16 protein-coding genes and 1 pseudogene are annotated in these 21,297 nt (G+C 56.9%); 10 read left to right on the top strand and 7 right to left on the bottom strand.

The window, feature by feature from the left end:
* Positions 1–9 precede the first annotated feature (9 nt).
* The 6 genes from menF to menE all read left to right on the top strand — a co-directional run bounded on the left by menF (position 10) and on the right by menE (position 7,018).
* Positions 10–1,311, top strand: a complete 1,302-nt coding sequence (menF, locus tag AAIE02_RS11305) for an isochorismate synthase MenF (RefSeq protein ID WP_498532549.1) — start codon at positions 10–12, stop codon at positions 1,309–1,311.
* A gap of 82 nt (positions 1,312–1,393) precedes the next feature.
* The gene (gene menD / locus AAIE02_RS11300; protein ID WP_498532548.1) at positions 1,394–3,064 is read left to right on the top strand and encodes a 2-succinyl-5-enolpyruvyl-6-hydroxy-3-cyclohexene-1-carboxylic-acid synthase; all 1,671 of its coding nucleotides are present in this window, start codon (positions 1,394–1,396) and stop codon (positions 3,062–3,064) included.
* Entirely contained in the window at positions 3,061–3,834 is a 774-nt protein-coding gene (menH, locus tag AAIE02_RS11295; protein ID WP_498532547.1) for a 2-succinyl-6-hydroxy-2,4-cyclohexadiene-1-carboxylate synthase, read from the top strand. The genes menD and menH overlap by 4 nt, the downstream gene beginning before the upstream one ends.
* Before the next feature lie 9 nt (positions 3,835–3,843).
* Entirely contained in the window at positions 3,844–4,701 is an 858-nt protein-coding gene (gene menB, locus AAIE02_RS11290) for a 1,4-dihydroxy-2-naphthoyl-CoA synthase (RefSeq protein WP_008459804.1), read from the top strand.
* Positions 4,701–5,666, top strand: coding sequence for an o-succinylbenzoate synthase (menC, locus tag AAIE02_RS11285; protein WP_498532546.1), 966 nt, complete (start codon positions 4,701–4,703; stop codon positions 5,664–5,666). The genes menB and menC overlap by 1 nt, the downstream gene beginning before the upstream one ends.
* Positions 5,663–7,018: an o-succinylbenzoate--CoA ligase gene (gene menE / locus AAIE02_RS11280; RefSeq protein ID WP_498532545.1), complete on the top strand. Its 1,356-nt coding sequence runs from the start codon at positions 5,663–5,665 to the stop codon at positions 7,016–7,018. Before menC ends, menE begins: the two co-directional genes overlap by 4 nt.
* 13 nt (positions 7,019–7,031) lie before the next feature.
* Here the strand turns inward: menE and katA are convergent, their stop codons facing one another.
* Positions 7,032–8,480, bottom strand: coding sequence for a catalase KatA (gene katA / locus AAIE02_RS11275; protein WP_498532544.1), 1,449 nt, complete (start codon positions 8,478–8,480; stop codon positions 7,032–7,034).
* A gap of 260 nt (positions 8,481–8,740) precedes the next feature.
* Here katA and AAIE02_RS11270 point away from each other — a divergent pair, with 260 nt between their 5' ends.
* Positions 8,741–9,283, top strand: coding sequence for a YfaZ family outer membrane protein (locus AAIE02_RS11270; protein ID WP_008459823.1), 543 nt, complete (start codon positions 8,741–8,743; stop codon positions 9,281–9,283).
* Positions 9,284–9,533: 250 nt separating this feature from the next.
* On the top strand, positions 9,534–10,730 hold the full coding sequence (locus AAIE02_RS11265) for a nicotinamide mononucleotide deamidase-related protein YfaY (protein ID WP_498532543.1): 1,197 nt from the start codon (positions 9,534–9,536) through the stop codon (positions 10,728–10,730).
* Between the two features lie 3 nt (positions 10,731–10,733).
* On the opposite strand, the gene glpC is transcribed toward AAIE02_RS11265, so the two are convergent.
* The 3 genes and pseudogenes from glpC to glpA form a co-directional block, all read right to left on the bottom strand.
* Positions 10,734–11,936: an anaerobic glycerol-3-phosphate dehydrogenase subunit GlpC gene (gene glpC / locus AAIE02_RS11260; RefSeq protein WP_498532542.1), complete on the bottom strand. Its 1,203-nt coding sequence runs from the start codon at positions 11,934–11,936 to the stop codon at positions 10,734–10,736.
* On the bottom strand, positions 11,923–13,188 hold the full coding sequence (gene glpB, locus AAIE02_RS11255) for a glycerol-3-phosphate dehydrogenase subunit GlpB (protein WP_498532541.1): 1,266 nt from the start codon (positions 13,186–13,188) through the stop codon (positions 11,923–11,925). Before glpB ends, glpC begins: the two co-directional genes overlap by 14 nt.
* Positions 13,178–14,795 (bottom strand): annotated as a pseudogene (glpA, locus tag AAIE02_RS11250) (anaerobic glycerol-3-phosphate dehydrogenase subunit A). Before glpA ends, glpB begins: the two are co-directional and overlap by 11 nt.
* A 260-nt stretch (positions 14,796–15,055) precedes the next feature.
* On the opposite strand from glpA, the gene glpT reads away from it, so the two are divergent.
* Positions 15,056–16,408, top strand: coding sequence for a glycerol-3-phosphate transporter (glpT, locus tag AAIE02_RS11245; RefSeq protein ID WP_166990981.1), 1,353 nt, complete (start codon positions 15,056–15,058; stop codon positions 16,406–16,408).
* A gap of 10 nt (positions 16,409–16,418) precedes the next feature.
* Positions 16,419–17,483: a glycerophosphodiester phosphodiesterase gene (gene glpQ / locus AAIE02_RS11240; protein ID WP_166990984.1), complete on the top strand. Its 1,065-nt coding sequence runs from the start codon at positions 16,419–16,421 to the stop codon at positions 17,481–17,483.
* A 42-nt stretch (positions 17,484–17,525) separates the two neighbouring features.
* Here the strand turns inward: glpQ and yfaE are convergent, their stop codons facing one another.
* The 3 genes from yfaE to nrdA are packed head-to-tail and all read right to left on the bottom strand — an operon-like array spanning position 17,526 to position 21,255.
* A complete protein-coding gene (gene yfaE / locus AAIE02_RS11235; protein WP_008459838.1) occupies positions 17,526–17,780 on the bottom strand; it encodes a class I ribonucleotide reductase maintenance protein YfaE in 255 nt (84 codons plus the stop codon).
* A gap of 3 nt (positions 17,781–17,783) precedes the next feature.
* Complete coding sequence (nrdB, locus tag AAIE02_RS11230; RefSeq protein ID WP_008459840.1) at positions 17,784–18,914, bottom strand: class Ia ribonucleoside-diphosphate reductase subunit beta; 1,131 nt, start codon at positions 18,912–18,914, stop codon at positions 17,784–17,786.
* 55 nt (positions 18,915–18,969) lie between these two features.
* Positions 18,970–21,255 carry a class 1a ribonucleoside-diphosphate reductase subunit alpha gene (gene nrdA, locus AAIE02_RS11225; protein ID WP_336819237.1) on the bottom strand — a complete coding sequence of 762 codons (2,286 nt, stop codon included), beginning with the start codon at positions 21,253–21,255 and terminating at the stop codon, positions 18,970–18,972.
* Between the last annotated feature and the right edge of the window lie 42 nt (positions 21,256–21,297).

Below are 21,297 nucleotides of genomic sequence, written 5' to 3'. Positions count from 1 at the left end.
GAGGTAAACGTGAATTCAGTAGCCGTCGCACTGCAGCAAATGCAGCAGGAATTAGCAGGGGAATTTGCGGATAAGCCGGGCCTTCAGCGCCTGTGCGTGCCGGTCACGCTGAGTGACGCCTCCGATCCTCTCGCCTGGCTCACGGCTCAGTCACGTTATCCCCAATTTTACTGGCAGCAGCGTAACGGTAACGAAGAAGTGGCTGCCCTGGGGGGATTGCTGAGTTTTTCTGCGTTGGAAGACGCCCAGGCTTTTCTGCAGTCCCACCCGGAACAGCCTTTCCTGCGCGTCTGGGGATTAAATGCCTTTGATCCGTCCCACGGTTTTCTTTTTCTCTCGCGGCTGGAATGGCGGCGAGTAGGGGGGGAGGCGTTTCTTTGGCTGCATCTGTACAGCGAAACTTCCTTGAAGCAGGATGCGTTGGCGGCTGCGGCTTTTATTGAGCAGCTTCTGCCGGCGAAACTTCTCCCGCAGCTCAATCTCAAATGCCTGGGTGAAAGCCATCTGCCGGAGCAGCCCGAATGGAACCGCCTGGTGGATCAGGCCGTCAGCGCCATCAGCCAGAAAGCGCTGGATAAAGTCGTGCTCGCCCGGGCCACCGATCTGGCGTTTTCTTCCCCGGTTTCTGCCGCAGGATTCATGGCCGCCAGCCGCCGGGTGAACCTGAACTGCTACCATTTCCTGATGGCGTTTGATGCGAAAAATGCCTTTCTTGGCTCCAGCCCGGAACGCCTGTGGCGAAGAATCGACGATGCGCTGCGAACGGAGGCCCTGGCCGGAACGGTAGCTAACCACCCGGACGATGCTCAGGCCGCTACACTAGGCCAGTGGCTGCTGAAAGATGACAAAAACCAGCGTGAAAATATGCTGGTGGTCGAAGACATCTGCCAGCGCTTACAGGCTGCGGTTGGTGCACTGGATGTGTTGCCGCCGCAGGTTATGCGGCTGCGCAAAGTGCAGCATTTGCGTCGCTGCATCTGGACGCAGCTGAAGCATCAGGACGATGCGCTTTGCCTTAAACAGCTGCAGCCTACCGCCGCCGTGGCGGGGTTACCGCGTGAGCTGGCTCGGGCATTTATTGCCGCGAATGAGCCTTTTGCGCGTGAATGGTACGCAGGTTCGGCGGGTTATCTGTCCCGCCATCAAACGGAGTTTTGTGTGGCGCTGCGCTCGGCAAAAGTGAGCCATACCGGCGTTCGTCTTTATGCCGGGGCGGGCATTGTCGCCGGCTCGGTTGCCGCAGAAGAGTGGCAGGAAATTGAAAACAAAGCGGCCGGTTTGAAGACGTTACTGATCGGCAGTGGTAACTGAATAAGCTATTCACGACGCAAATCAATTTAACCCTTGCCATAGTATTTATAATCGAAAGTCGAAATTGACTGCGGACAATATTATGTCGATAAGCTCATTTAACCGCCGCTGGGCGGGCGTCATACTCGAAGCATTAACCCGACATGGGGTGCGGCATGTGTGTATCGCGCCCGGCTCCCGCTCCACGCCGCTGACGCTCAGCGCGGCGGAAAACCGCAGTTTCATTTGCCATACTCACTTTGATGAACGGGGCCTGGGCCATCTGGCGCTTGGGCTGGCAAAGGCCAGCGGCGAGCCGGTGGCAATCATTGTCACCTCCGGCACCGCCGTGGCCAATCTTTATCCCGCCGTGATAGAAGCCGGATTGACCGGCGAAAAGCTGATTTTGCTGACGGCAGATCGCCCGCCCGAACTTATCGACTGTGGTGCGAACCAGGCGATTCGCCAGCCGGGACTGTTTAACTCCCATCCTTCCGCTGCACTCAATCTGCCTCGCCCAACGCATGATATTCACGCCAGCTGGCTGGTCTCTGCCATTGACAGCGCCGTCGGCCAGCTCAACGGGGGCGCACTGCATATCAATTGCCCCTTTGCTGAGCCACTTTATGGCGCGCCGGACGATACCGGCGTCGACTGGCAAAACCAGCTTGAAGGCTGGTGGGAAGGCAACACCCCCTGGCTGCGTGAAGTGCACGACAATGCCGTGCCGAAGCAAAGAGACTGGTTCTTCTGGCGGCAAAAACGCGGAGTGGTAGTGGCCGGACGGCTTTCTGCCAGCGAAGGTGAGCAGGTCGCAGCCTGGGCGCAAATGCTTGGCTGGCCGCTTATCGGCGATGTGCTTTCACAGACCGGACAGCCTCTGCCGTGTGCGGACCTGTGGCTAAGCAATAGCCAGGCCGTGACTTGTCTTGAACAGGCGCAAATTGTCATCCAGTTAGGCGGCAGTCTGACCGGAAAACGGGTTCTTCAGTGGCAGGCCGCCTGCAGGCCGGAAGAGTACTGGCTGGTGGACAAGCAGCCCGGGCGTCTCGATCCTGCCAACCACCGTGGCCGCCGTCTGGTTGCCAGCGTTGAAACCTGGCTGGAAAAACATCCGGCAGAAAAACGCCTGCCCTGGGCCGAAGCGCTAACGTCTCTGGCCTGGCAGACGCTGGAAAAGGTTGAGCAAGGAACCCGAGAATTTGGTGAGGCACAGGTTGCCCAGCGCCTGTCACAGCTGCTGCCGGAAGGCGGTCAGCTGTTTGTTGGCAACAGTTTAATTGTGCGTTTGATAGATGCTTTTGCCCAGCTTCCCGTGGGGTATCCGGTGTACAGCAATCGAGGGGCGAGCGGCATTGATGGCCTGCTGTCAACCGCCGCAGGCGTTCAGCGGGCAACGGCGCGCTCCACGCTCGCGATAGTCGGCGACATTTCGGCGCTCTATGATCTTAATGCCCTTGCACTGCTGCGTCACGCCTCGGCACCGTTTGTGCTGCTGGTGGTCAACAATAACGGTGGCCAGATCTTCTCACTTTTGCCGACGCCTGCCGAAGAGCGTGAGCGTTTTTACTGTATGCCGCAAAACGTGAACTTCTCCCACGCAGCCGCCATGTTTGAGTTGGGGTATCAGAACCCTGAAAACTGGCAGGCGCTTGAAGAGGCCGTTCGTCGGGCCTGGTTGCGCCCTGGCGCGACGGTGATTGAAATTAGCGTGCCGGAAACCGCCGGCGCTCAGACGCTGCAGCATTTGCTGGCCCTGGTTAGCCAGGCATGATCCTTCATGCCGCGCCGCATTCGGGCCACCGTTCAACTCTGCCACACATAGTCTGGCTGCACGGTTTTCTTGGTAGCCATCATGAGTGGCAGGCGATTAAGCCGCACTTTTCCGACTGGCCGCAGCTGTGCGTGGACCTGCCCGGCCACGGTGGTTCCACCGATCTTCACGTGCAGAGTTTTGCCGAGGTTGATAACGCGTTACGAAATACCCTCAAGCATCACGGTATAAATCACTATTGGCTCGTGGGCTACTCCCTGGGCGGGCGCATCGCGATGTATCACGCCAGTCAGGCTGAGTCGAAAGGGCTGCGTGGCCTGGTGGTAGAAGGCAGTCATCCTGGCCTGATAAGTGGGGCAGATCGCGAGGCGAGAGCGCTGAACGATGCCCGCTGGGCGCAGCGTTTGATGCACGAAGATATCCAGACCGTGTTGAACGACTGGTATCAGCAGCCTGTTTTCCGTTCCCTCAGCCGCGCGCAACGCACTGACTTAGTCGCCCTGCGTGCGCAAAACAATCCCGAGACGCTAGCCCGGATGCTTGAGGCAACGTCGCTTTCCCGACAGCCCGATTTACGTGAGCCACTTGGCCAGCTAGCCGCGCCGTTTCATTTTATTTGCGGTGAACGAGACGAAAAGTTTCGCGCCGTTGCCGCCGAGCTTAACTGTTCCCTGGCTCTTATTTCCGGGGCAGGACACAACGCCCACCGTGAAGCTCCCGCCGCGTTTAGTTCCGCTCTGTTAACCCTCTTTCGTCAATATGACCTGTAAGGATCTTTCATGATTTATCCTGATGAACAAATGCTTTATGCCCCGATTGAATGGCTGGATTGCTCCGAAGGTTACACCGATATTCGTTACCACAAATCCAGCGACGGTATCGCCAAAATCACCATCAACCGCCCGGAAGTGCGTAATGCGTTTCGTCCGCTGACCGTCAAAGAGATGATCAATGCCCTGGCCGATGCGCGCTATGACGACAACATTGGCACCATTATTCTGACCGGCGAAGGAGAAAAAGCCTTCTGTGCGGGCGGTGACCAAAAAGTGCGTGGTGACTACGGCGGCTACCAGGACGCAAGCGGCGTACATCACCTGAACGTGCTCGACTTCCAGCGCCAAATTCGCACCTGCCCTAAGCCAGTTGTGGCGATGGTGGCGGGTTTCTCCATCGGCGGCGGCCATGTGCTGCACATGATGTGTGACCTGACTATCGCGGCGGAAAACGCCGTATTTGGCCAGACTGGCCCGAAAGTTGGTTCTTTCGACGGCGGCTGGGGCGCTTCCTACATGGCGCGTATTGTCGGCCAGAAAAAAGCTCGCGAAATTTGGTTCCTGTGCCGCCAGTACGATGCGAAAGAAGCGCTGGATATGGGCCTGGTGAATACCGTTGTACCGATTGCCGATCTGGAAAAAGAGACGGTTCGCTGGTGCCGTGAAATGCTGCAGAACAGTCCGATGGCGCTGCGTTGCCTGAAAGCGGCGCTGAATGCTGACTGCGACGGTCAGGCGGGGCTGCAAGAACTGGCCGGGAACGCCACGATGCTGTTCTACATGACCGAAGAAGGCCAGGAAGGGCGCAACGCGTTTAACCAGAAGCGTCAGCCGGACTTCAGCAAATTTAAACGGAATCCGTGATGCGGAGCGCGGCGCTGTGGCGCTTTCAAATCCCGATGGAGGCTGGCGTAGTGCTTCGCGACCAGCGTCTCAAATTTAGAGATGGGCTTCTGGTGCGCCTGACAGTGGGCGAACGCAGCGGATGGGGCGAAATTTCCCCTCTGCCGGGATTTAGTCAGGAAACACTCGTGGAGGCTCAGGCGCAGGTCGACCGCTGGCTTGAACAATGGCTGGCAGATGAATCGACTCCGTTACCCGAGTTGCCGTCGGTCGCTTTTGGCTTGAGTTGTGCGCTGGCTGAGGCTGAAGGTACGCTGCCACAGGCCGCTGACTACCGCGCCGCCCCGCTGTGCACCGGCGACCCCGACGAGCTGATCCTGGCACTGGCAGAAATGTCGGGCGAAAAAATCGCGAAGGTGAAAGTGGGGCTGTACGAGGCCGTTCGCGATGGCATGGTGGTTAATTTATTGCTTGAAGCCGTGCCTGAACTTCGTCTGCGTCTGGATGCTAACCGCAGCTGGACCCCGCTCAAAGCGAAGCAGTTCGCTAAATACGTCAACCCGGATCATCGCTCGCGCATCGATTTTATTGAAGAGCCGTGCAAAACCCGCGAGCAGTCCCGAGAGTTCAGCCGGGATACGGGAATTGCAATTGCCTGGGACGAAAGCCTGCGGGAGGCTGATTTTACTTTCACCGCTGAGCCGGGCGTTTCAGCAGTGGTGATCAAACCGACGCTTACCGGTAGCCTGAACAAAGTGCGTGAGCAGGTTGCGGCGGCACATTGTCTGGGGCTGAAAGCGGTGATCAGTTCCTCCATTGAGTCCAGCCTCGGTTTGACTCAACTGGCCCGCATCGCCGCCTGGCTCACGCCGGGAACCTTGCCTGGGCTGGATACTTTATCCCTGATGCAGTCTCAGCTTGAGCGCAGCTGGCCCGGCAGCCCTCTGCCGTGTGTTACCGTGGACGGACTCGAGCGTATTCGATGATCTTTCCCGACTGGCCGTGGCGTCACTGGGCCGATGCCAGGAGCACAAGTGTTGCGCTCCGTCTCGACGATGAACTATTAACCTGGCAAACGCTGTGCCAGCGCGTGGATACGCTGGCGGGAGGTTTTCGCCAGCAAGGAGTAAAAGAAGGCGATGGTGTTGCGCTTAAAGCGAAAAATGGCCCGCAAACGCTGCTCGCCTGGCTGGCGTTATGGCAGTGTGGGGCGCGCATTCTGCCGTTAAATCCTCAGTTGCCTGATAGTTTGCTGGCGCAGCTTTTACCGTCGATGACGCTGAGCTACGGGTTAACTTTGACCGACAGCGAACCTCTGCCGGATGTGGTTCCATTATCGCTGACTAGTGCACTTTCCTGGCACGAAAGCTGGCAGCCGATGCGTCTGGCTTCCATGACGCTGACATCTGGTTCAACCGGGTTACCCAAAGCAGCGGTGCATACATTCTCGGCCCACCTTGCCAGCGCAGCGGGTGTCCTGGCGATGATGCATTACGGCCCCGACGATAGCTGGCTTTTATCTTTACCGCTGTTTCACGTTTCCGGGCAGGGGATCCTCTGGCGCTGGCTGTATGCCGGCGGCCAGTTGGCGATATCAAGCGCGCAATCGATAAACGAGGCGTTGCATGGCTGTACCCACGCTTCATTAGTGCCCACACAACTGTGGCGGCTGCTGGAAAAACAGGAACCTCTGGCGTTGCGTGAAGTGCTCCTTGGCGGGGCGGCTATCCCCGTTGAACTGACGCAGCAGGCGGAAGCACGTGGAGTGCGTTGCTGGTGTGGTTATGGGCTCACCGAGCTGGCCTCTACGGTTTGCGCCAAACGCGCCGACGGTCAGCCAGATGTGGGGGCTCCATTGCCAGGCCGGAAGGTAAAAATCGTCGATGAAGAAGTGTGGATACAGGCGAATAGCCTGGCCAGCGGCTACTGGCGGGACGGGCAACTTATTCCTCTGGTGAATGAACAGGGCTGGTTTGCTACCCGCGATAGGGGCGTTTTGCATTCGGGCCGCCTGACGATTGTCGGGCGTCTTGATAACCAGTTTTTCAGCGGCGGGGAGGGCATCCAGCCGGAGGAGGTTGAGCGGGTAATTGCCGCGCATCCAGCGGTTCAGCAGGTGTTTGTGGTGCCGGTGGACGACGTTGAATTTGGCCAGCGGCCCGTTGCCGTGGTTGAGATCAGTGCCGGATGTGAGTTTAACGACATTGCCGCCTGGCTTGACGGAAAACTGCCCCGTTTTCAGAGGCCTGTGCGCTGGCTGGCGCTGCCGCAGGAGTTAAAACAGGGCGGGATTAAAATCTCCCGCCGCAGGCTGACAGAGTGGGCAGCAGGGGCATAACCCCTGCAAGGTATTACTTATTGTTCTTCAGTGCCTGAAGTGCATTCGCTACCCCGGCACCGTATTCAGGATGTACCTGGCTGAACAGGCAAATCTGACGGTTCTGAATGCTTTCCGGGACGTCTTTCATCTCACCCGCAATGCGCACAAACATACGCTGATGCTCTTCATCGCTCAGCAGGTTATACAGCGCGCGCGGCTGGCTGAAGTAGTCGCTATCTTCGCGATGGTTCCAGTGGTCGGCTGCGCCTTCCAGGCTCAACGGCGGCTCGCTGAAATCTGGCTGTTCCTGGAAAACGTTAAAGCTGTTTGGCTCGTAGGTTGCGCCATTGCCGCTGTTGCCGTCCACCCGCATGGCTCCGTCGCGGTGGTAGTTGTGGAACGGGCATTTTGGCGCGTTCACCGGAATTTGATGATGGTTCACGCCCAGGCGGTAGCGGTGTGCGTCACCGTAGGAGAACAGGCGACCCTGCAACATGCGATCGGGTGAGAAACCAATGCCCGGTACGACGTTGGCCGGGGACATCGCCACCTGTTCAACGTCAGAGAAGTAGTTTTCCGGGTTGCGGTTCAGTTCCAGCACGCCCACTTCTATCAGTGGATAGTCGCCGTGTGGCCAGACTTTGGTCAGATCAAACGGGTTGTACGGCGTTTGTGACGCTTCGGCTTCCGGCATAATTTGCACGAACAACGTCCAGCGAGGGAAATCACCGGCCTCAATGGATTCGTACAGATCGCGCTGGGAGCTTTCGCGGTCCTCTGCAATCAGACGGCTGGCTTCATCATCCATCAGGTTCTCAATACCCTGCTGGGATTTGAGGTGGAACTTCACCCAGAAGCGCTGATTGTCGCTATTGATAAAGCTGAAGGTATGGCTGCCAAAACCGTGAATGTGACGATAAGAGCGCGGTAGGCCACGGTCGCTGAAATCAATGGTCAACTGATGAAGGGCTTCCGGCAGGTGCGAGAAGAAATCCCATTTATACGTAGGGTTACGCAGGTTGGTGCGCGGATCGCGTTTGACGACGTGGTTCAGGTCGGGGAATTTCAGCGGGTCACGGAGATAGAACACCGGCGTGTTGTTGCCCACCAGGTCCCAGTTGCCCTCCTCGGTATAGAATTTCATGGAAAAGCCGCGAATATCTCGTTCGGCATCCGCCGCGCCGCGCTCACCGGCCACGGTGGAAAAGCGCAGGAACAGCTCAGTTTTTTTGCCGACATCTGAGAATAATTTTGCCCGGGTGTAGCGGGTGATGTCATGCGTCACGGTGAAATGACCAAACGCGCCGGAGCCTTTAGCGTGCATGCGGCGCTCAGGGATCACTTCGCGGTCAAAGTGGGCGAGTTTTTCAAGGAACCAGACGTCCTGAAGTAGCATCGGGCCTCTCGGGCCTGCGGTAGCAACATTGTTGTTGTTTACAACGGGAGCGCCTGCGCCGGTTGTTAATCCTTTCTTGCTCATTAATGCCTCCTTGGGAGCCAGGTTTCACAGTAAAAAAGCGTTTATTTAAATCCACTTTTTTACTGTGTTTATTATTCACCTGCTCAATGTGTCATTTCGCGCTACCCGGCTGCATTGATCTTGTCACACAAAAAGGCGTCTTTTCATTTTCTTACAATCAAGGAAATATTGGCATTTTCTAGTGCGTTAATAAGATAATGCGCCACGCCATCCAATGGCATTTTTAAGGGCAGCCCTTTTTCTTTTTCAGGAACCAAGGAATGAATAAATTACTTTTAGCCGGCGGCGCGGGTTTGCTGCTGGTTTCCGCAGGTGCCAGCGCAATTGGCGTGAGTGCTGAAGTCGGCAAAGAATACACTAACCTCGGCGTGGGTTTTGGCACCGAAAGCAGCGGCATCGCGGTAACCGGTAACTATGCGCATAACGACGACAACGGTGATACCGTAGGCCTTGGCCTCGGTTTTAATATTCCTCTGGGGCCGATGATGGCAACCGTAGGCGGTCGTGGCGTTTACCTGCACGCAAAAGATCGCAAAGAAGGTTATGCGCTTGCGGCGGGTGGCGGTTTGAGATGGCCAATCACTTCTGACATTGCCATTTTTGGCGATTACTACTATTCCCCGGACTCTCTGTCCAGCAGCGTGAAGGACTACAAAGAGGCCAGCGCCGGTGCAAGCTGGAACTTTATGCGTCCGTTTTCAGCGCAAGTGGGTTACCGCTATATTAGCCTTGGCGGCAAAGACGGCGATCGTACCGACACCGTGGCCGACGGTCCGTATGTGGGCGTGAGCGCCAGCTTCTAATCCCTTAACGCGGCTTTTAGCCGCGTTAATGTTGCAGACAAAGAGGAAAAAAGCGTGGTTTTTCCCTCTTTGCGGTTATCAGCCGAAAATCAATGAATTGATTTTCCGTTTTTTGACGAATCCTTTGGCGTTTTTTCTATGCCCAGAGGTTGGTCAGTAGTCTAAGCGCGGCTTTTAGCCGCGTTTTTTATGTCTGCCGTTCTTTGGTGCCTGCGCTATAGTGGGGCGTTCCCCTGCTGCGGAGTAAAAGATGTTAAAAGTAGAAATGCTGTCCACCGGCGACGAAGTGCTGTACGGGCAAATTACCGATACCAATGCGGCCTGGCTTGCCGACTATTTCTTTCACCAGGGTTTACCCATGTCGCGCCGCAATACGGTCGGCGACAGTCTGCCTGACCTGGTTGCCGTGCTGAAAGAGCGCAGCCACGAAGCGGATGTGCTGATTGTTAACGGCGGCCTGGGACCAACCAGCGATGATTTAAGCGCGCTGGCGGCGGCGACGGCGGCGGGCGTTGAGCTGGTCGAGCACGCGGAATGGTTAACCTATATGGAGCAGTTTTTTGCCGAGCGCGGGCGTGTGATGGCGCCGAGTAACCGCAAGCAGGCGCAAATCCCGGCTAACAGTGAAATGATCGACAATCCCGTCGGCACCGCCTGCGGCTTTGCATTGACCTTAAACCGCTGCCTGATGTTTTTCACTCCCGGCGTACCGTCAGAGTTTAAGGCTATGGTGGACAAACAAATCATGCCCCGGCTGCGTGAACGTTTTACCCTCCCTGAACCGCCGATATGCCTGCGTTTAACGACTTTTGGACGCTCAGAGAGCGAGCTGGCGCAATCGCTTGATCCGCTGGCGCTGCCGAAGGGCGTGGTGATGGGCTATCGCTCATCGATGCCGATCATTGAGCTTAAACTTACCGGCCCGGCCGGCCAGCGTGAAGCGATGGAGGCCGTCTGGCCGGAAGTCCGCCGCGTGGCAGGTGAGAGTCTGATTTTTGAGGGCACCGAAGGGCTTCCAGCACAAATAGCGCGCCGCCTGGGCGAACGCTCCCTGACTCTGGCCGTGAGCGAACAGTTCACCGGAGGCCTGCTGACGCTGCAGTTAAACCGGGCGCAGGCCGTGCTCCGGGCGAGCCGCGTTTTACCGCAGGCACCTGAAACATTGGCTGAAGCATTAGCGTCCAGCGCAGAATGGTGCCTGAATCAACAGAGCGATCTGGCCCTGGTGATTTCGGGCGAAGAAGATCAGCAGATAAATTTTGCGATCTCCACGCCAGACGGCACTTTTGGCCTGGCCGTGAAGTTTGGCACCAGCCGCCACGCGCTGGCAATACGCCAGGAAGTTTGCGCCATGATGGCGCTGAACGTGCTGCGCCGCTGGTTCAACGGCCAGCCGCTGGAAAGCGAACACGGCTGGATTAAGGTCGTAGAGTCAGTCAGCCTTTAACCTTCAGGCGAGCGCCCGAGCAAGTAGCGTGATCGGGTGCTCGCAGCGTTTGCTGGTCGACATTTCTATCTGCCATTTACAGGTTTCGCAGTCCGTCACCACCAGGTCTACGCCACTCTCTTCTATTTGCTGGAACAGCGGGGCGCCAATTTGCTGGGAAGTCGGGTAATTTTCCTTTTTAAACCCATAGGTCCCGGCAATGCCGCAGCACTGGGAGTCCAGCATCACCAGTTCCACGCCGGGAATGCGGCGCAACAGCTCAATGGAATAGAGCGTCCAGCCCATTTTCTCCATATGGCAAGGCGTATGATAGGCGATACGCAGCGGCGTGTTTTTTAACGGCAGCGTTCTGCCATCCTCTTCCAGCAGTTTCCAGATATAACGCGTGGCGAGTTCAATCTGCTCGCGAACCGGGGCCGTGTCGATACCAAGAATATGCGGATATTCATCGCGCAGCGTGAAGGTACAGGTTGACGAGGTCGCAATAACCGGCAGCCCGCGCTGCATGACGGCCTCTTCCAGCGAGCTGGCGTTTACCCTTGCCTGTTTCTTTGCCTTTTCGATAAAGCCGTTGGCAATAAGCGGCACGCCGCAGCATTTTTCTCTTTGCAACAGCTGGACGCCGATGCCCATCGCGTTAAGCACTTTGACCATGTCTTTGCCGAGCTGCGGATGGTTGTAGTTCACGAAGCAGCCGTGGAAGAAAGCAACCTGCTGCGGGAAGCTGGCCTGGTGCGCGGCCTGGCGCCGATACCACTGGCGAAATGTGCCGAAGGAATATTTGGGCAACTCGCGGTGGGAATCAATTTTGAGGGTTTTATCCAGCAGCTTGCGTACGGGCTTCAAACCGGTCGTGGCGTTGATCAGCGGGGCGAAAGGCGTGGAGAGCGTACCGAGTAAATCCGTATGACTGAGAACAGCATCGCGCAGCGAAGGTTTATGTTCGCCATATCTGGCCCGCGCCCGCTGGATGATATCGCCAATGTTGACTTCGGACGGGCAGGAGACTTCGCAGCGCTTGCAGTTGGTGCAGTACTTCAGCGCGTCGTCGTACAGGGAGGGATCTTTCAGGCGCAACCTTTCTCCGTCGGGCCCGGCCTGTTTTGGCCCCGGATATTCCGGGCGAACGCGGCTTACCGGGCAAGCCGTGGTGCAGACCGTGCATTTAATACAGCTTTCAAAGCTGGTTTCATCAAGCAGGTTCATGGCAAGCCTCCGCGGCAACAAGGATTTGATTGGCCACACAGAGCGCCGTGAGCATCGATACGCCGGCTCCGCATCCCTGATGAATAGGATCAAAGCCCCCCAGCACCGAGCCAATAGCGTAGAGATTTTTGGTGTATTCCCCGTGATGGAACGGCTGGAAGTGGTTATTCACGGTTAGCCCAAATTGCAGCCAGGGCTGCGGCGTAAAGAAATCTGTTTTGCTCCAGGCGGCTCGCTCGGCCTCGATGTTCACGTCCAGCCCGAAGATGGGCTCGATGACATGTTGCCGGGTAGCCTCCAGCCCGCCGCTGAAAAAGCTGCCGCTGGCCAGGATGACATGCCGGGTCCGCAGCGGCACTTCACGATGATTTTTGGTGAACAGGGCATTGATACGCCCTTGTTCAAGCTGAGCGCCGGTTACGGTATCTCCGGGCATAATAAGCCCGCCCAGGGTCTGAAAACGGCGGCGGAGCGCATTGTGTAGCCTCATCCCAAGCACCGAAGGCGGCAGCGTTGGCAGGAGTTTTACCGGCACGCCGAGGGCTTGCTCCACGGCGGCCACCGTTCGTGCTTCCAGGTTCAGGCAAGCGGGCAGAATCATAGCCTCGCCGCTGCCCAGCAGCAGCCTGAGTTCATCCACCAGCGCCGGAAGGTTTTCCGGCAGATCCAGCACCCGGGTGATGTTCACGGCGCGAAACTCGCTTGGGTTGTTACGTAAGACATCCAGTACGGGCAGGGTGAGCTCGGCGACGTGCACGTTACAGCCGGCGGCAGACAGTGAACCCGCCACCAGCTCTGCCTGAAAATCCAGGAAGCCAGCAATATTAATGACCGTCACTTTTTGCCAGGGCAACGGCGCCTGCGGCACTTCCGGCGGGCTGAGCCAGCTGGCCCTTTGCTTGCCCAGCGGCGTGATTCTGAGGTGATTTTGGCGATGATGACCCACCAGCGGAATGCCAGCCCTGGCCAGCAGTTGCTCACTCTCTGCAGCGAGCGCCAGCACGCGCTCTTTGCCCATCAGGCTGTAAGGATGCTGAGGCGCTTGCTCCGCCAGATTTTCCAGCGCCGTCTCTGGCTGGTGAACGGGAGTGCCGTCCGGTAACGTTGAAAGCAAATCCAACGAACCAGAAGAGAAGTGCAGCGCGCTTTGCCCGCGGCTGACGATGGCGCAGCGCTGGCCGCTTTCCGCCAGTTTTATGCCAGCTGTCAGCCCGGCCAGGCCGCTGCCGATGATAATCGTGTCAAATTTCATCCCTGTTCTCCGTTGTCCAGACCGCATAGTCCCTGATAAATCCAGGCGGTAAATTCGCTTTCTCGCAATGCATTTCCCCAGGCGACAGGGCGAACGCCCTTCCAGCGTTCGTTGAGGAAGTGAGAGAGTTGCTCCAGCGATTGTGCAGGCGTAGTGAGCTGGAAGCGTTGCAGGAGACCGGCTGCCCGGCAGGCGCACAGCTCGCCCTGACAGGTGCCCATGCCAACGCGCGTTCTGCGGCGCAAATCTCCCAGGTTTTTTACGCCGAGGGCATCAATGGCATAGCGCACTTCGCCGGTGGTGACGGCTTCGCATTCGCACACCAGGCTGTTGCTGAGTCGGCTGTTATTCAGCAGCCGCGTTGCGCGGTCGCCGTGCCGCCAGACGGCGGAACCGCGAATTGTCGGTGGCAAGGAGATAACTTTCCCCAGCGTTTGTTCTGCCGTATGTTCGGAGCCCGGCAGCGACGCCGAGGCGGTGGAACAGGGGGTGGTATTCCCTAAACGCTCGCAAACCAGATCCGTTGCCCACTCCGCCATCAGACGATAGGTCATCAGTTTGCCGCCGGTAATGGTGATGAAGCCGTCCATGCCGTCGCGTTTCCCGTGATCCAGCAGCACAATTCCACGGCTGACGCTGCGCCCGGTGGGATCGTTGTCGCTGGCAACCAGAGGCCTGACGCCAGCGTAGGCCCGAAGAATACGGGTTCGGCCAAGCACCGGTGCCAGCTTTTCCCCTTCACGAATCAGCGTGTCCACTTCATCCGGTGTGACGCACATATTGTCGATTTGGTCGTAGTCGATATGCGTGGAGGTGGTGCCAATAAGCGAAATGGTATCGCCGGGGACCAGAATATCGGCGTCTGCTGGTTTACGGCAGCGGTTGATGACCATGTTGTTGATGCGGTGCCCGAGGATCAGTAACGCCCCTTTGGCCGGGAACATTTTTACGCTTAGATCGGCGTATTCTGCGATGTGCTGCCCCCAGATCCCTGCGGCGTTTACCACCATTGGTGCACTAAACTCGCCTGCCTGGCGGGTAAGGTGGTTGAAGACTCGCACGCCGCAAACGCGTGAGCCTTCGCGAATCAGCCCGGTGATCTCGCAGCCCGTCAGCACTTCTGCGCCGTGTTCTTTGGCATCAAGCATGTTAGCGGCGGTGAGGCGGAATGGGTCGACCGTGCCATCCGGGACACGAACCGCGCCGAGAAGCGATGGGTTGGCGGACGGCTCAAGCCGTAATGCCTCTCGGGGATCCAACGCTTCTGCAGGAATACCGGCCTGGCGACAGGCGGCGATAAACCCGCTTTGAAACGCCAGATCATCTTCCGGCAGGGTGATAAACAGGCCATCCGTGGGCTCGATACAGTGGCGGGCAATACGCCGCAGAATGCGGTTTTCTTCGATGCACTCTTTGGCGGATTCCCCATCGGTGACCGCATAGCGTGAGCCGCTGTGAAGCAGGCCGTGATTGCGGCCTGTGGCACCGGTTGCGATGTCGTGACGCTCAAGCAGCAGTACTTTCAGCCCGCGGCGGGAGCAGTCTCGCGCTATGCCGGCACCGGTTGCCCCTCCACCGATGATAATCACGTCCGCTTCTCTGCTCACATGGTGCTCCTTTACCCCTTTTTATTTACCGTTATTCAGCCACAAAGAAAGTGTGGAATGTTTGATTGCGAGCAAATTCGAGCAATAAACGAAAATAATTAGTGAAAATATGCACCATTTCGCCTTTCTGTAATAAAAATGTAACATTGTGTGCGATGTTTCACAGTAAATACGCGCCCGGATAACTACCATGCGCTCGCAAAAGAACATTTGGCAGGAGCCGCTTGCTCCCGCTGAACATCAACGCCACGGAGGCTCGTATGTTAAGTATCTTCAAACCCGCCGCGCATAAGACGCGTTTGCCAGAGGAGCAGATAGATCCGACCTATCGCCGCCTGCGCTGGCAAATTTTCATGGGTATCTTCTTCGGTTATGCCGCTTACTATCTGGTAAGGAAAAACTTTACCCTTGCGATGCCGTATCTGGTGGAGCAGGGCTTCTCCCGAGGCGATCTCGGTTTTGCGCTTTCAGGGATTTCGATCGCCTACGGATTTTCGAAATTCATCATGGGCTCGGTCTCTGACCGCTCGAATCCGCGCGTATTTCTACCCGCCGGGCTGATTCTTGCCGCCGCCGTGATGCTGTTTATGGGCTTTGTGCCCTGGGCAACGTCCAGCATCGCAGTCATGTTTGTGCTGCTGTTCGCCTGCGGCTGGTTCCAGGGCATGGGATGGCCGCCGTGCGGGCGCACCATGGTGCACTGGTGGTCGCAGAAGGAGCGTGGAGGCATTGTTTCCGTCTGGAACTGCGCCCATAACGTCGGGGGCGGTATTCCTCCGCTGCTGTTCCTGCTGGGGATGGCGTGGTTTAACGACTGGCATGCGGCGCTATACATGCCCGCTTTCGCCGCCATTATTGTGGCCATTATTGCCTTCGGCTTGATGCGCGACACGCCTCAATCCTGCGGCCTGCCGCCGATTGAAGAGTACAAAAACGACTACCCGGACGATTACAGCGAGAAAGCGGAAGAAGAGCTGACGGCTAAGCAGATCTTCATGAAGTACGTCTTCCCGAACCGTCTGCTGTGGTACATCGCCATTGCCAACGTGTTTGTCTATTTGCTGCGTTACGGCATCCTGGACTGGTCGCCAACTTACCTGAAAGAAGTAAAACACTTCGCGCTGGATAAATCCTCGTGGGCCTACTTCCTTTATGAATACGCGGGTATTCCAGGCACGCTGCTGTGCGGCTGGATGTCGGATAAGGTATTTAAAGGTAACCGCGGCGCGACAGGCGTGTTCTTCATGGTGTTGGTGACGATTGCTACCGTGGTTTACTGGCTCAACCCGCCGGGTAATCCGGGTGTGGATATGGCCTGTATGATTGTTATCGGCTTCCTGATTTACGGCCCGGTAATGCTGATTGGCCTGCATGCGCTTGAGCTTGCACCTAAGAAAGCGGCAGGGACGGCAGCGGGCTTTACCGGCCTGTTTGGTTACCTGGGCGGCTCGGTCGCGGCCAGCGCGATTGTCGGCTACACCGTGGACTTCTTCGGCTGGGACGGCGGCTTTATCGTGATGATTGGCGGCAGTATTTTGGCCGTGCTGTTGCTGATTGTGGTGATGATTGGCGAGCGCAAACACCACGATGAAAAAATGCTGAAAAACGGCTAAGGAGAGCATCATGAAACTGATGGCAAAATCTTTACTGGCGGGCGTGGTGCTGGTGGCGACCAGCAGCGTCTTCGCCCAGACCACGGACAAAATCGTGATTGCCCACCGGGGCGCCAGCGGCTATCTGCCTGAGCATACGTTACCGGCAAAAGCGATGGCCTATGCCCAGGGCGCGGATTACCTTGAGCAAGACCTGGTGATGACCAAAGACGACAGGCTGGTGGTGCTGCATGACCACTATCTGGACAGGGTGACCGACGTCGCGAAGCGTTTCCCGGATCGGGCGCGCAAAGACGGGCGCTACTACGCCATCGACTTTACGCTGGCGGAAATTAAGTCCCTGAAGTTCACCGAGGGCTTCGATATCGTTAACGGCAAGCAGGTGCAAACTTATCCGGGGCGTTTTCCGATGGGCAAATCCGACTTCCGGGTGCACACCTTTGAAGAAGAGATCGAGTTTGTTCAGGGGCTGAATCATTCCACCGGGAAAAACATCGGTATCTATCCTGAGATAAAAGCGCCGTGGTTCCACCATCAGGAAGGCAAAGATATCGCGGCAAAAACCCTTGAGGTACTGAAGCAGTACGGCTACACCGGCAAGCAGGACAAGATCTATCTTCAGTGCTTTGACGCCGCCGAGCTGAAGCGCATTAAAAACGAGCTTGAGCCGAAGATGGGCATGAACCTTAACCTGGTGCAGCTTATCGCCTATACCGACTGGAATGAGACTCAGGAAAAACAGCCGGACGGCAAGTGGGTGAACTACAGTTACGACTGGATGTTTAAGCCGGGCGCGATGAAGCAGATTGCCGAGTATGCCGACGGCATTGGCCCGGACTACCATATGCTGGTGGAGAAGGCGTCAACCAAAGGGAACGTGAGGCTCACCGATATGGTGACCGAAGCACACGCCAACAAATTGACCGTGCATCCTTATACGGTGAGGGCGGACGCGTTGCCGGACTACGTGAGCGATGTGAATCAGCTGTACGACGTGCTGTATAACCAGGCGGGCGTAGATGGGCTGTTTACCGACTTCCCGGACAAAGCCGTACGGTTTCTTAATAAGCCGTAATCGCTAATGAAAAAGGCCGCATTTGCGGCCTTTTTTACATCACTACATCTCGAGTTCGATATCTCCCCGTGCTTTGCAGCAGCAGGGGAGAATTTCACCGGGCTGGATAAATGCCAGCGGCTCGGTCAGCCACTGAACTTCCCCCGCCAGCAGCTTAGTGCGGCATGAACCGCAATAGCCTTCCCGGCACTGATACTCTACGCAGACTTTGTGTGACTCCAGCGCCGCCAGTAGCGAAGGGTGTTCTTCTTCGCTCATCAACTGCGCGCCGGTAATGCTGAGCGTAATGCGGCCCATTGTTTACAGCTGGAAGTTGCTCAGATCGTCGGTATCGACTTCCGAGTCAATCTGGCCCACCAGGTAGGAGCTGACTTCCACTTCCTGCGGCGCAACCTGGACGTTGTCGGACACCAGCCATGCGTTGATCCATGGAATCGGGTTGGAGCGAGTCTGGAACGGCAGGTCAAGGCCCACGGCCTGCATGCGGATGTTGGTGATGTACTCCACATACTGGCAAAGGATGTCTTTGTTCAGGCCAATCATCGAGCCGTCGCGGAACAGGTAGTCGGCCCACTCTTTTTCCTGCTGGGCGGCCAGCACGAACAGGTCGTAGCATTCCTGGCGGCATTCAACGGCGATTTCCGCCATTTCCGGATCGTCTTCACCGCTGCGCATCAGGTTCAGCATATGCTGGGTGCCGGTCAGGTGCAGGGCTTCGTCACGGGCGATCAGCTTGATGATTTTGGCGTTACCTTCCATCAGCTCGCGTTCGGCGAAGGCGAAGGAACAGGCGAAGCTCACATAGAAGCGAATCGCTTCCAGGGCGTTAACGCTCATCAGGCAGAGGTACAACTGACGCTTCAGCGCACGCAGGTTCACGGTGACGGTTTTGCCGTTCACGTTGTGTGTGCCTTCGCCCAACAGGTGCCAGTAGCTGGTCATCTCAATCAGGTCGTCATAGTAGCCAGAGATGTCTTTGGCGCGCTTGAGGATTTCCTGGTTGGTGACGATGTCGTCAAAGACGATCGCCGGATCGTTCACGATGTTGCGGATGATGTGGGTGTAAGAACGAGAGTGAATGGTCTCGCTAAACGCCCAGGTTTCAACCCACGTTTCCAGCTCAGGAATGGAGATCAGCGGCAACAGCGCGACGTTCGGGCTGCGGCCCTGGATGGAGTCCAGCAGCGTCTGGTACTTCAGGTTGCTGATGAAGATGTGTTTCTCATGCTCCGGCAGCGCCTGGAAGTCGATGCGGTCGCGGGAGACGTCCACTTCTTCCGGGCGCCAGAAGAAGGAGAGCTGCTTTTCAATCAGCTTTTCGAAGATGTCGTATTTCTGCTGGTCGTAGCGCGCCACGTTAACCGACTGGCCAAAGAACATAGGCTCGGCGAGCTGATCGTTTTTCGTCTGTGAAAAAGTAGTGTAAGCCATGAGGTTAAATCCTGTAATACGTCGGAAAAATCCCCTCGTAAGAGGGGATTAAGCGTTAAATCTTACATGCGCCACTTTCGCAGCCATCGTCCTGGATGGAAGGCGCCAGGTCATCCTGAGTGTCTTCCGCGCCGTCACGGGTGTTTTGATAGTACAGGGTCTTCACGCCGAATTTATAGGCGGTGAGCAGATCCTTCAGCAGCTGCTGCATTGGCACTTTGCCTGACGGGAAGCGCGTTGGGTCATAGTTGGTGTTGGCAGAGATCGACTGGTCGATAAACTTCTGCATCAGGCCAACCAGCTGCAGATAGCCATCGTTGCTCGGCATTTCCCACAGCAGCTCGTAATTGTTTTTCAGCGCTTCATAATCCGGCACAACCTGGCGCAGGATCCCGTCTTTCGACGCTTTAATGCTGATGTGGCCGCGCGGTGGCTCGATGCCGTTGGTGGCGTTGGAGATCTGCGATGAGGTCTCAGACGGCATCAGGGCAGAAAGCGTGGAGTTGCGCAGGCCGTGAGTTTGGATGGACTCACGCAGACCTTCCCAGTCCAGATGCAGCGGTTCGTTGCTGATAGCATCCAGGTCTTTCTTGTAGGTGTCGATTGGCAGAATGCCTTTTGCGTAGGTGGTTTCGTTGAACCACGGGCAGGCACCTTGCTCTTTCGCCAGTTCGTTTGACGCTTTCAGCAGGTAGTACTGAATGGCTTCGAAAGTCTTGTGCGTCAGGTTATTTGCGCTGCCGTCGGAGTAACGCACGCCGTGCTTCGCCAGATAATAGGCAAAGTTAATCACGCCGATACCCAGGGTACGACGACCCATTGCGCCGCGTTTTGCCGCCAGAATTGGGTAATCCTGGTAGTCGAGCAGAGCGTCCAGTGCGCGCACAGCCAGCACAGCCATCTCTTCCAGATCGTCCAGGCTTTCAATCACGCCAAGGTTGAACGCAGACAGCGTACACAGGGCGATTTCGCCGTTCTCGTCGTTGACGTCGTCCAGCGGTTTGGTCGGCAGGGCGATTTCCAGGCACAGGTTGGACTGGCGCACCGGGGCAATCGCCGGGTCGAACGGGCTGTGGGTGTTGCAGTGGTCAACGTTCTGGATGTAGATACGGCCGGTGGAGGCGCGTTCCTGCATCATCAGGGAGAACAGTTCCACCGCTTTCACGCGCTGTTTACGGATGCTGTCGTCTTTCTCGTATTTGGTGTACAGGCGCTCAAACTCGTCCTGATCGGCGAAGAAAGCGTCATACAGTCCCGGCACGTCAGACGGGCTGAACAGGGTGATCTCTTCGCCCTTCAGCAGGCGGGTATACATCAGCTTGTTGATCTGTACGCCGTAGTCCATGTGGCGCACGCGGTTACCTTCCACGCCACGGTTGTTTTTTAGCACCAGCAGGCTTTCCACTTCCAGATGCCACATCGGGTAGAACAGCGTTGCAGCCCCGCCGCGCACGCCGCCCTGGGAGCAGGACTTCACTGCCGTCTGGAAGTGCTTATAGAAAGGGATACAGCCGGTGTGGAACGCTTCACCGCCGCGAATCGGGCTGCCCAGCGCACGAATGCGGCCGGCGTTGATGCCGATACCTGCGCGCTGGGAAACGTATTTCACGATCGCACTGGAGGTAGCGTTGATGGAATCCAGGCTGTCGCCGCACTCGATCAGTACGCAGGAGCTGAACTGACGGGTCGGGGTGCGCACGCCAGACATGATTGGCGTAGGCAGGGAAATCTTGAAGGTGGAAACCGCGTCGTAGAAACGTTTCACGTAGCTGAGGCGGGTTTCACGCGGGTAGCCGGAGAACAGGCAGGCGGCGACCAGAATATAGAGGAACTGCGCGCTTTCGTAGATCTCACCGGAAACGCGGTTCTGCACGAGATATTTGCCTTCGAGCTGCTTCACTGCCGCGTAAGAGAAGTTCATGTCACGCCAGTGATCGATGAAATCGTTCATCTGCTCGAACTCTTCTTCCGTGTAGTCTTCCAGCAGGTGACGATCGTATTTACCCATCTCAACCATTTTCACAACCTGATCGTAAAGCTTCGGCGGCTCAAACTGACCGTAGGCTTTTTTACGCAGGTGGAAAATTGCCAGGCGAGCGGCGAGATACTGATAATCCGGTGCGTCACGGGAGATCAGGTCAGCTGCGGCCTTGATGATGGTTTCATGAATGTCAGAGGTCTTGATGCCGTCGTAAAACTGGATATGGGAACGCAGTTCAACCTGGGAAACGGAGACGTTGTTCAGACCCTCAGCGGCCCAGTCGAGTACCCGATGAATTTTATCCAGATTGATGCGCTCTTTGCTGCCATCGCGTTTTGTAACCAGCAGACTCTGATTCATGTGAGTTTTACCTGTCCGTGAGATGAGTTTTCCCCTGATTTA

The organism is Cedecea sp. Ae19-4 (genome assembly GCF_059801165.1).
Note: the sequence above shows the minus strand (reverse complement) of the source record. Positions and strands in the feature narration are given on the sequence as shown.

Excerpts from the sequence above, each read along its gene's own strand:
- menE (WP_498532545.1), top strand. The coding sequence starts at position 5,663 with ATGATCTTTCCCGACTGGCCGTGGCGTCACTGGGCCGATGCCAGGAGC.
- glpQ (WP_166990984.1), top strand. The coding sequence starts at position 16,419 with ATGAAACTGATGGCAAAATCTTTACTGGCGGGCGTGGTGCTGGTGGCG.
- nrdA (WP_336819237.1), bottom strand. The coding sequence starts at position 21,255 with ATGAATCAGAGTCTGCTGGTTACAAAACGCGATGGCAGCAAAGAGCGC.
- AAIE02_RS11265 (WP_498532543.1), top strand. The coding sequence starts at position 9,534 with ATGTTAAAAGTAGAAATGCTGTCCACCGGCGACGAAGTGCTGTACGGG.
- menB (WP_008459804.1), top strand. The coding sequence starts at position 3,844 with ATGATTTATCCTGATGAACAAATGCTTTATGCCCCGATTGAATGGCTG.
- nrdB (WP_008459840.1), bottom strand. The coding sequence starts at position 18,914 with ATGGCTTACACTACTTTTTCACAGACGAAAAACGATCAGCTCGCCGAG.
- glpC (WP_498532542.1), bottom strand. The coding sequence starts at position 11,936 with ATGAACCTGCTTGATGAAACCAGCTTTGAAAGCTGTATTAAATGCACG.
- glpT (WP_166990981.1), top strand. The coding sequence starts at position 15,056 with ATGTTAAGTATCTTCAAACCCGCCGCGCATAAGACGCGTTTGCCAGAG.
- menC (WP_498532546.1), top strand. The coding sequence starts at position 4,701 with ATGCGGAGCGCGGCGCTGTGGCGCTTTCAAATCCCGATGGAGGCTGGC.
- katA (WP_498532544.1), bottom strand. The coding sequence starts at position 8,480 with ATGAGCAAGAAAGGATTAACAACCGGCGCAGGCGCTCCCGTTGTAAAC.
- menD (WP_498532548.1), top strand. The coding sequence starts at position 1,394 with ATGTCGATAAGCTCATTTAACCGCCGCTGGGCGGGCGTCATACTCGAA.
- menH (WP_498532547.1), top strand. The coding sequence starts at position 3,061 with ATGATCCTTCATGCCGCGCCGCATTCGGGCCACCGTTCAACTCTGCCA.
- AAIE02_RS11270 (WP_008459823.1), top strand. The coding sequence starts at position 8,741 with ATGAATAAATTACTTTTAGCCGGCGGCGCGGGTTTGCTGCTGGTTTCC.
- yfaE (WP_008459838.1), bottom strand. The coding sequence starts at position 17,780 with ATGGGCCGCATTACGCTCAGCATTACCGGCGCGCAGTTGATGAGCGAA.
- glpB (WP_498532541.1), bottom strand. The coding sequence starts at position 13,188 with ATGAAATTTGACACGATTATCATCGGCAGCGGCCTGGCCGGGCTGACA.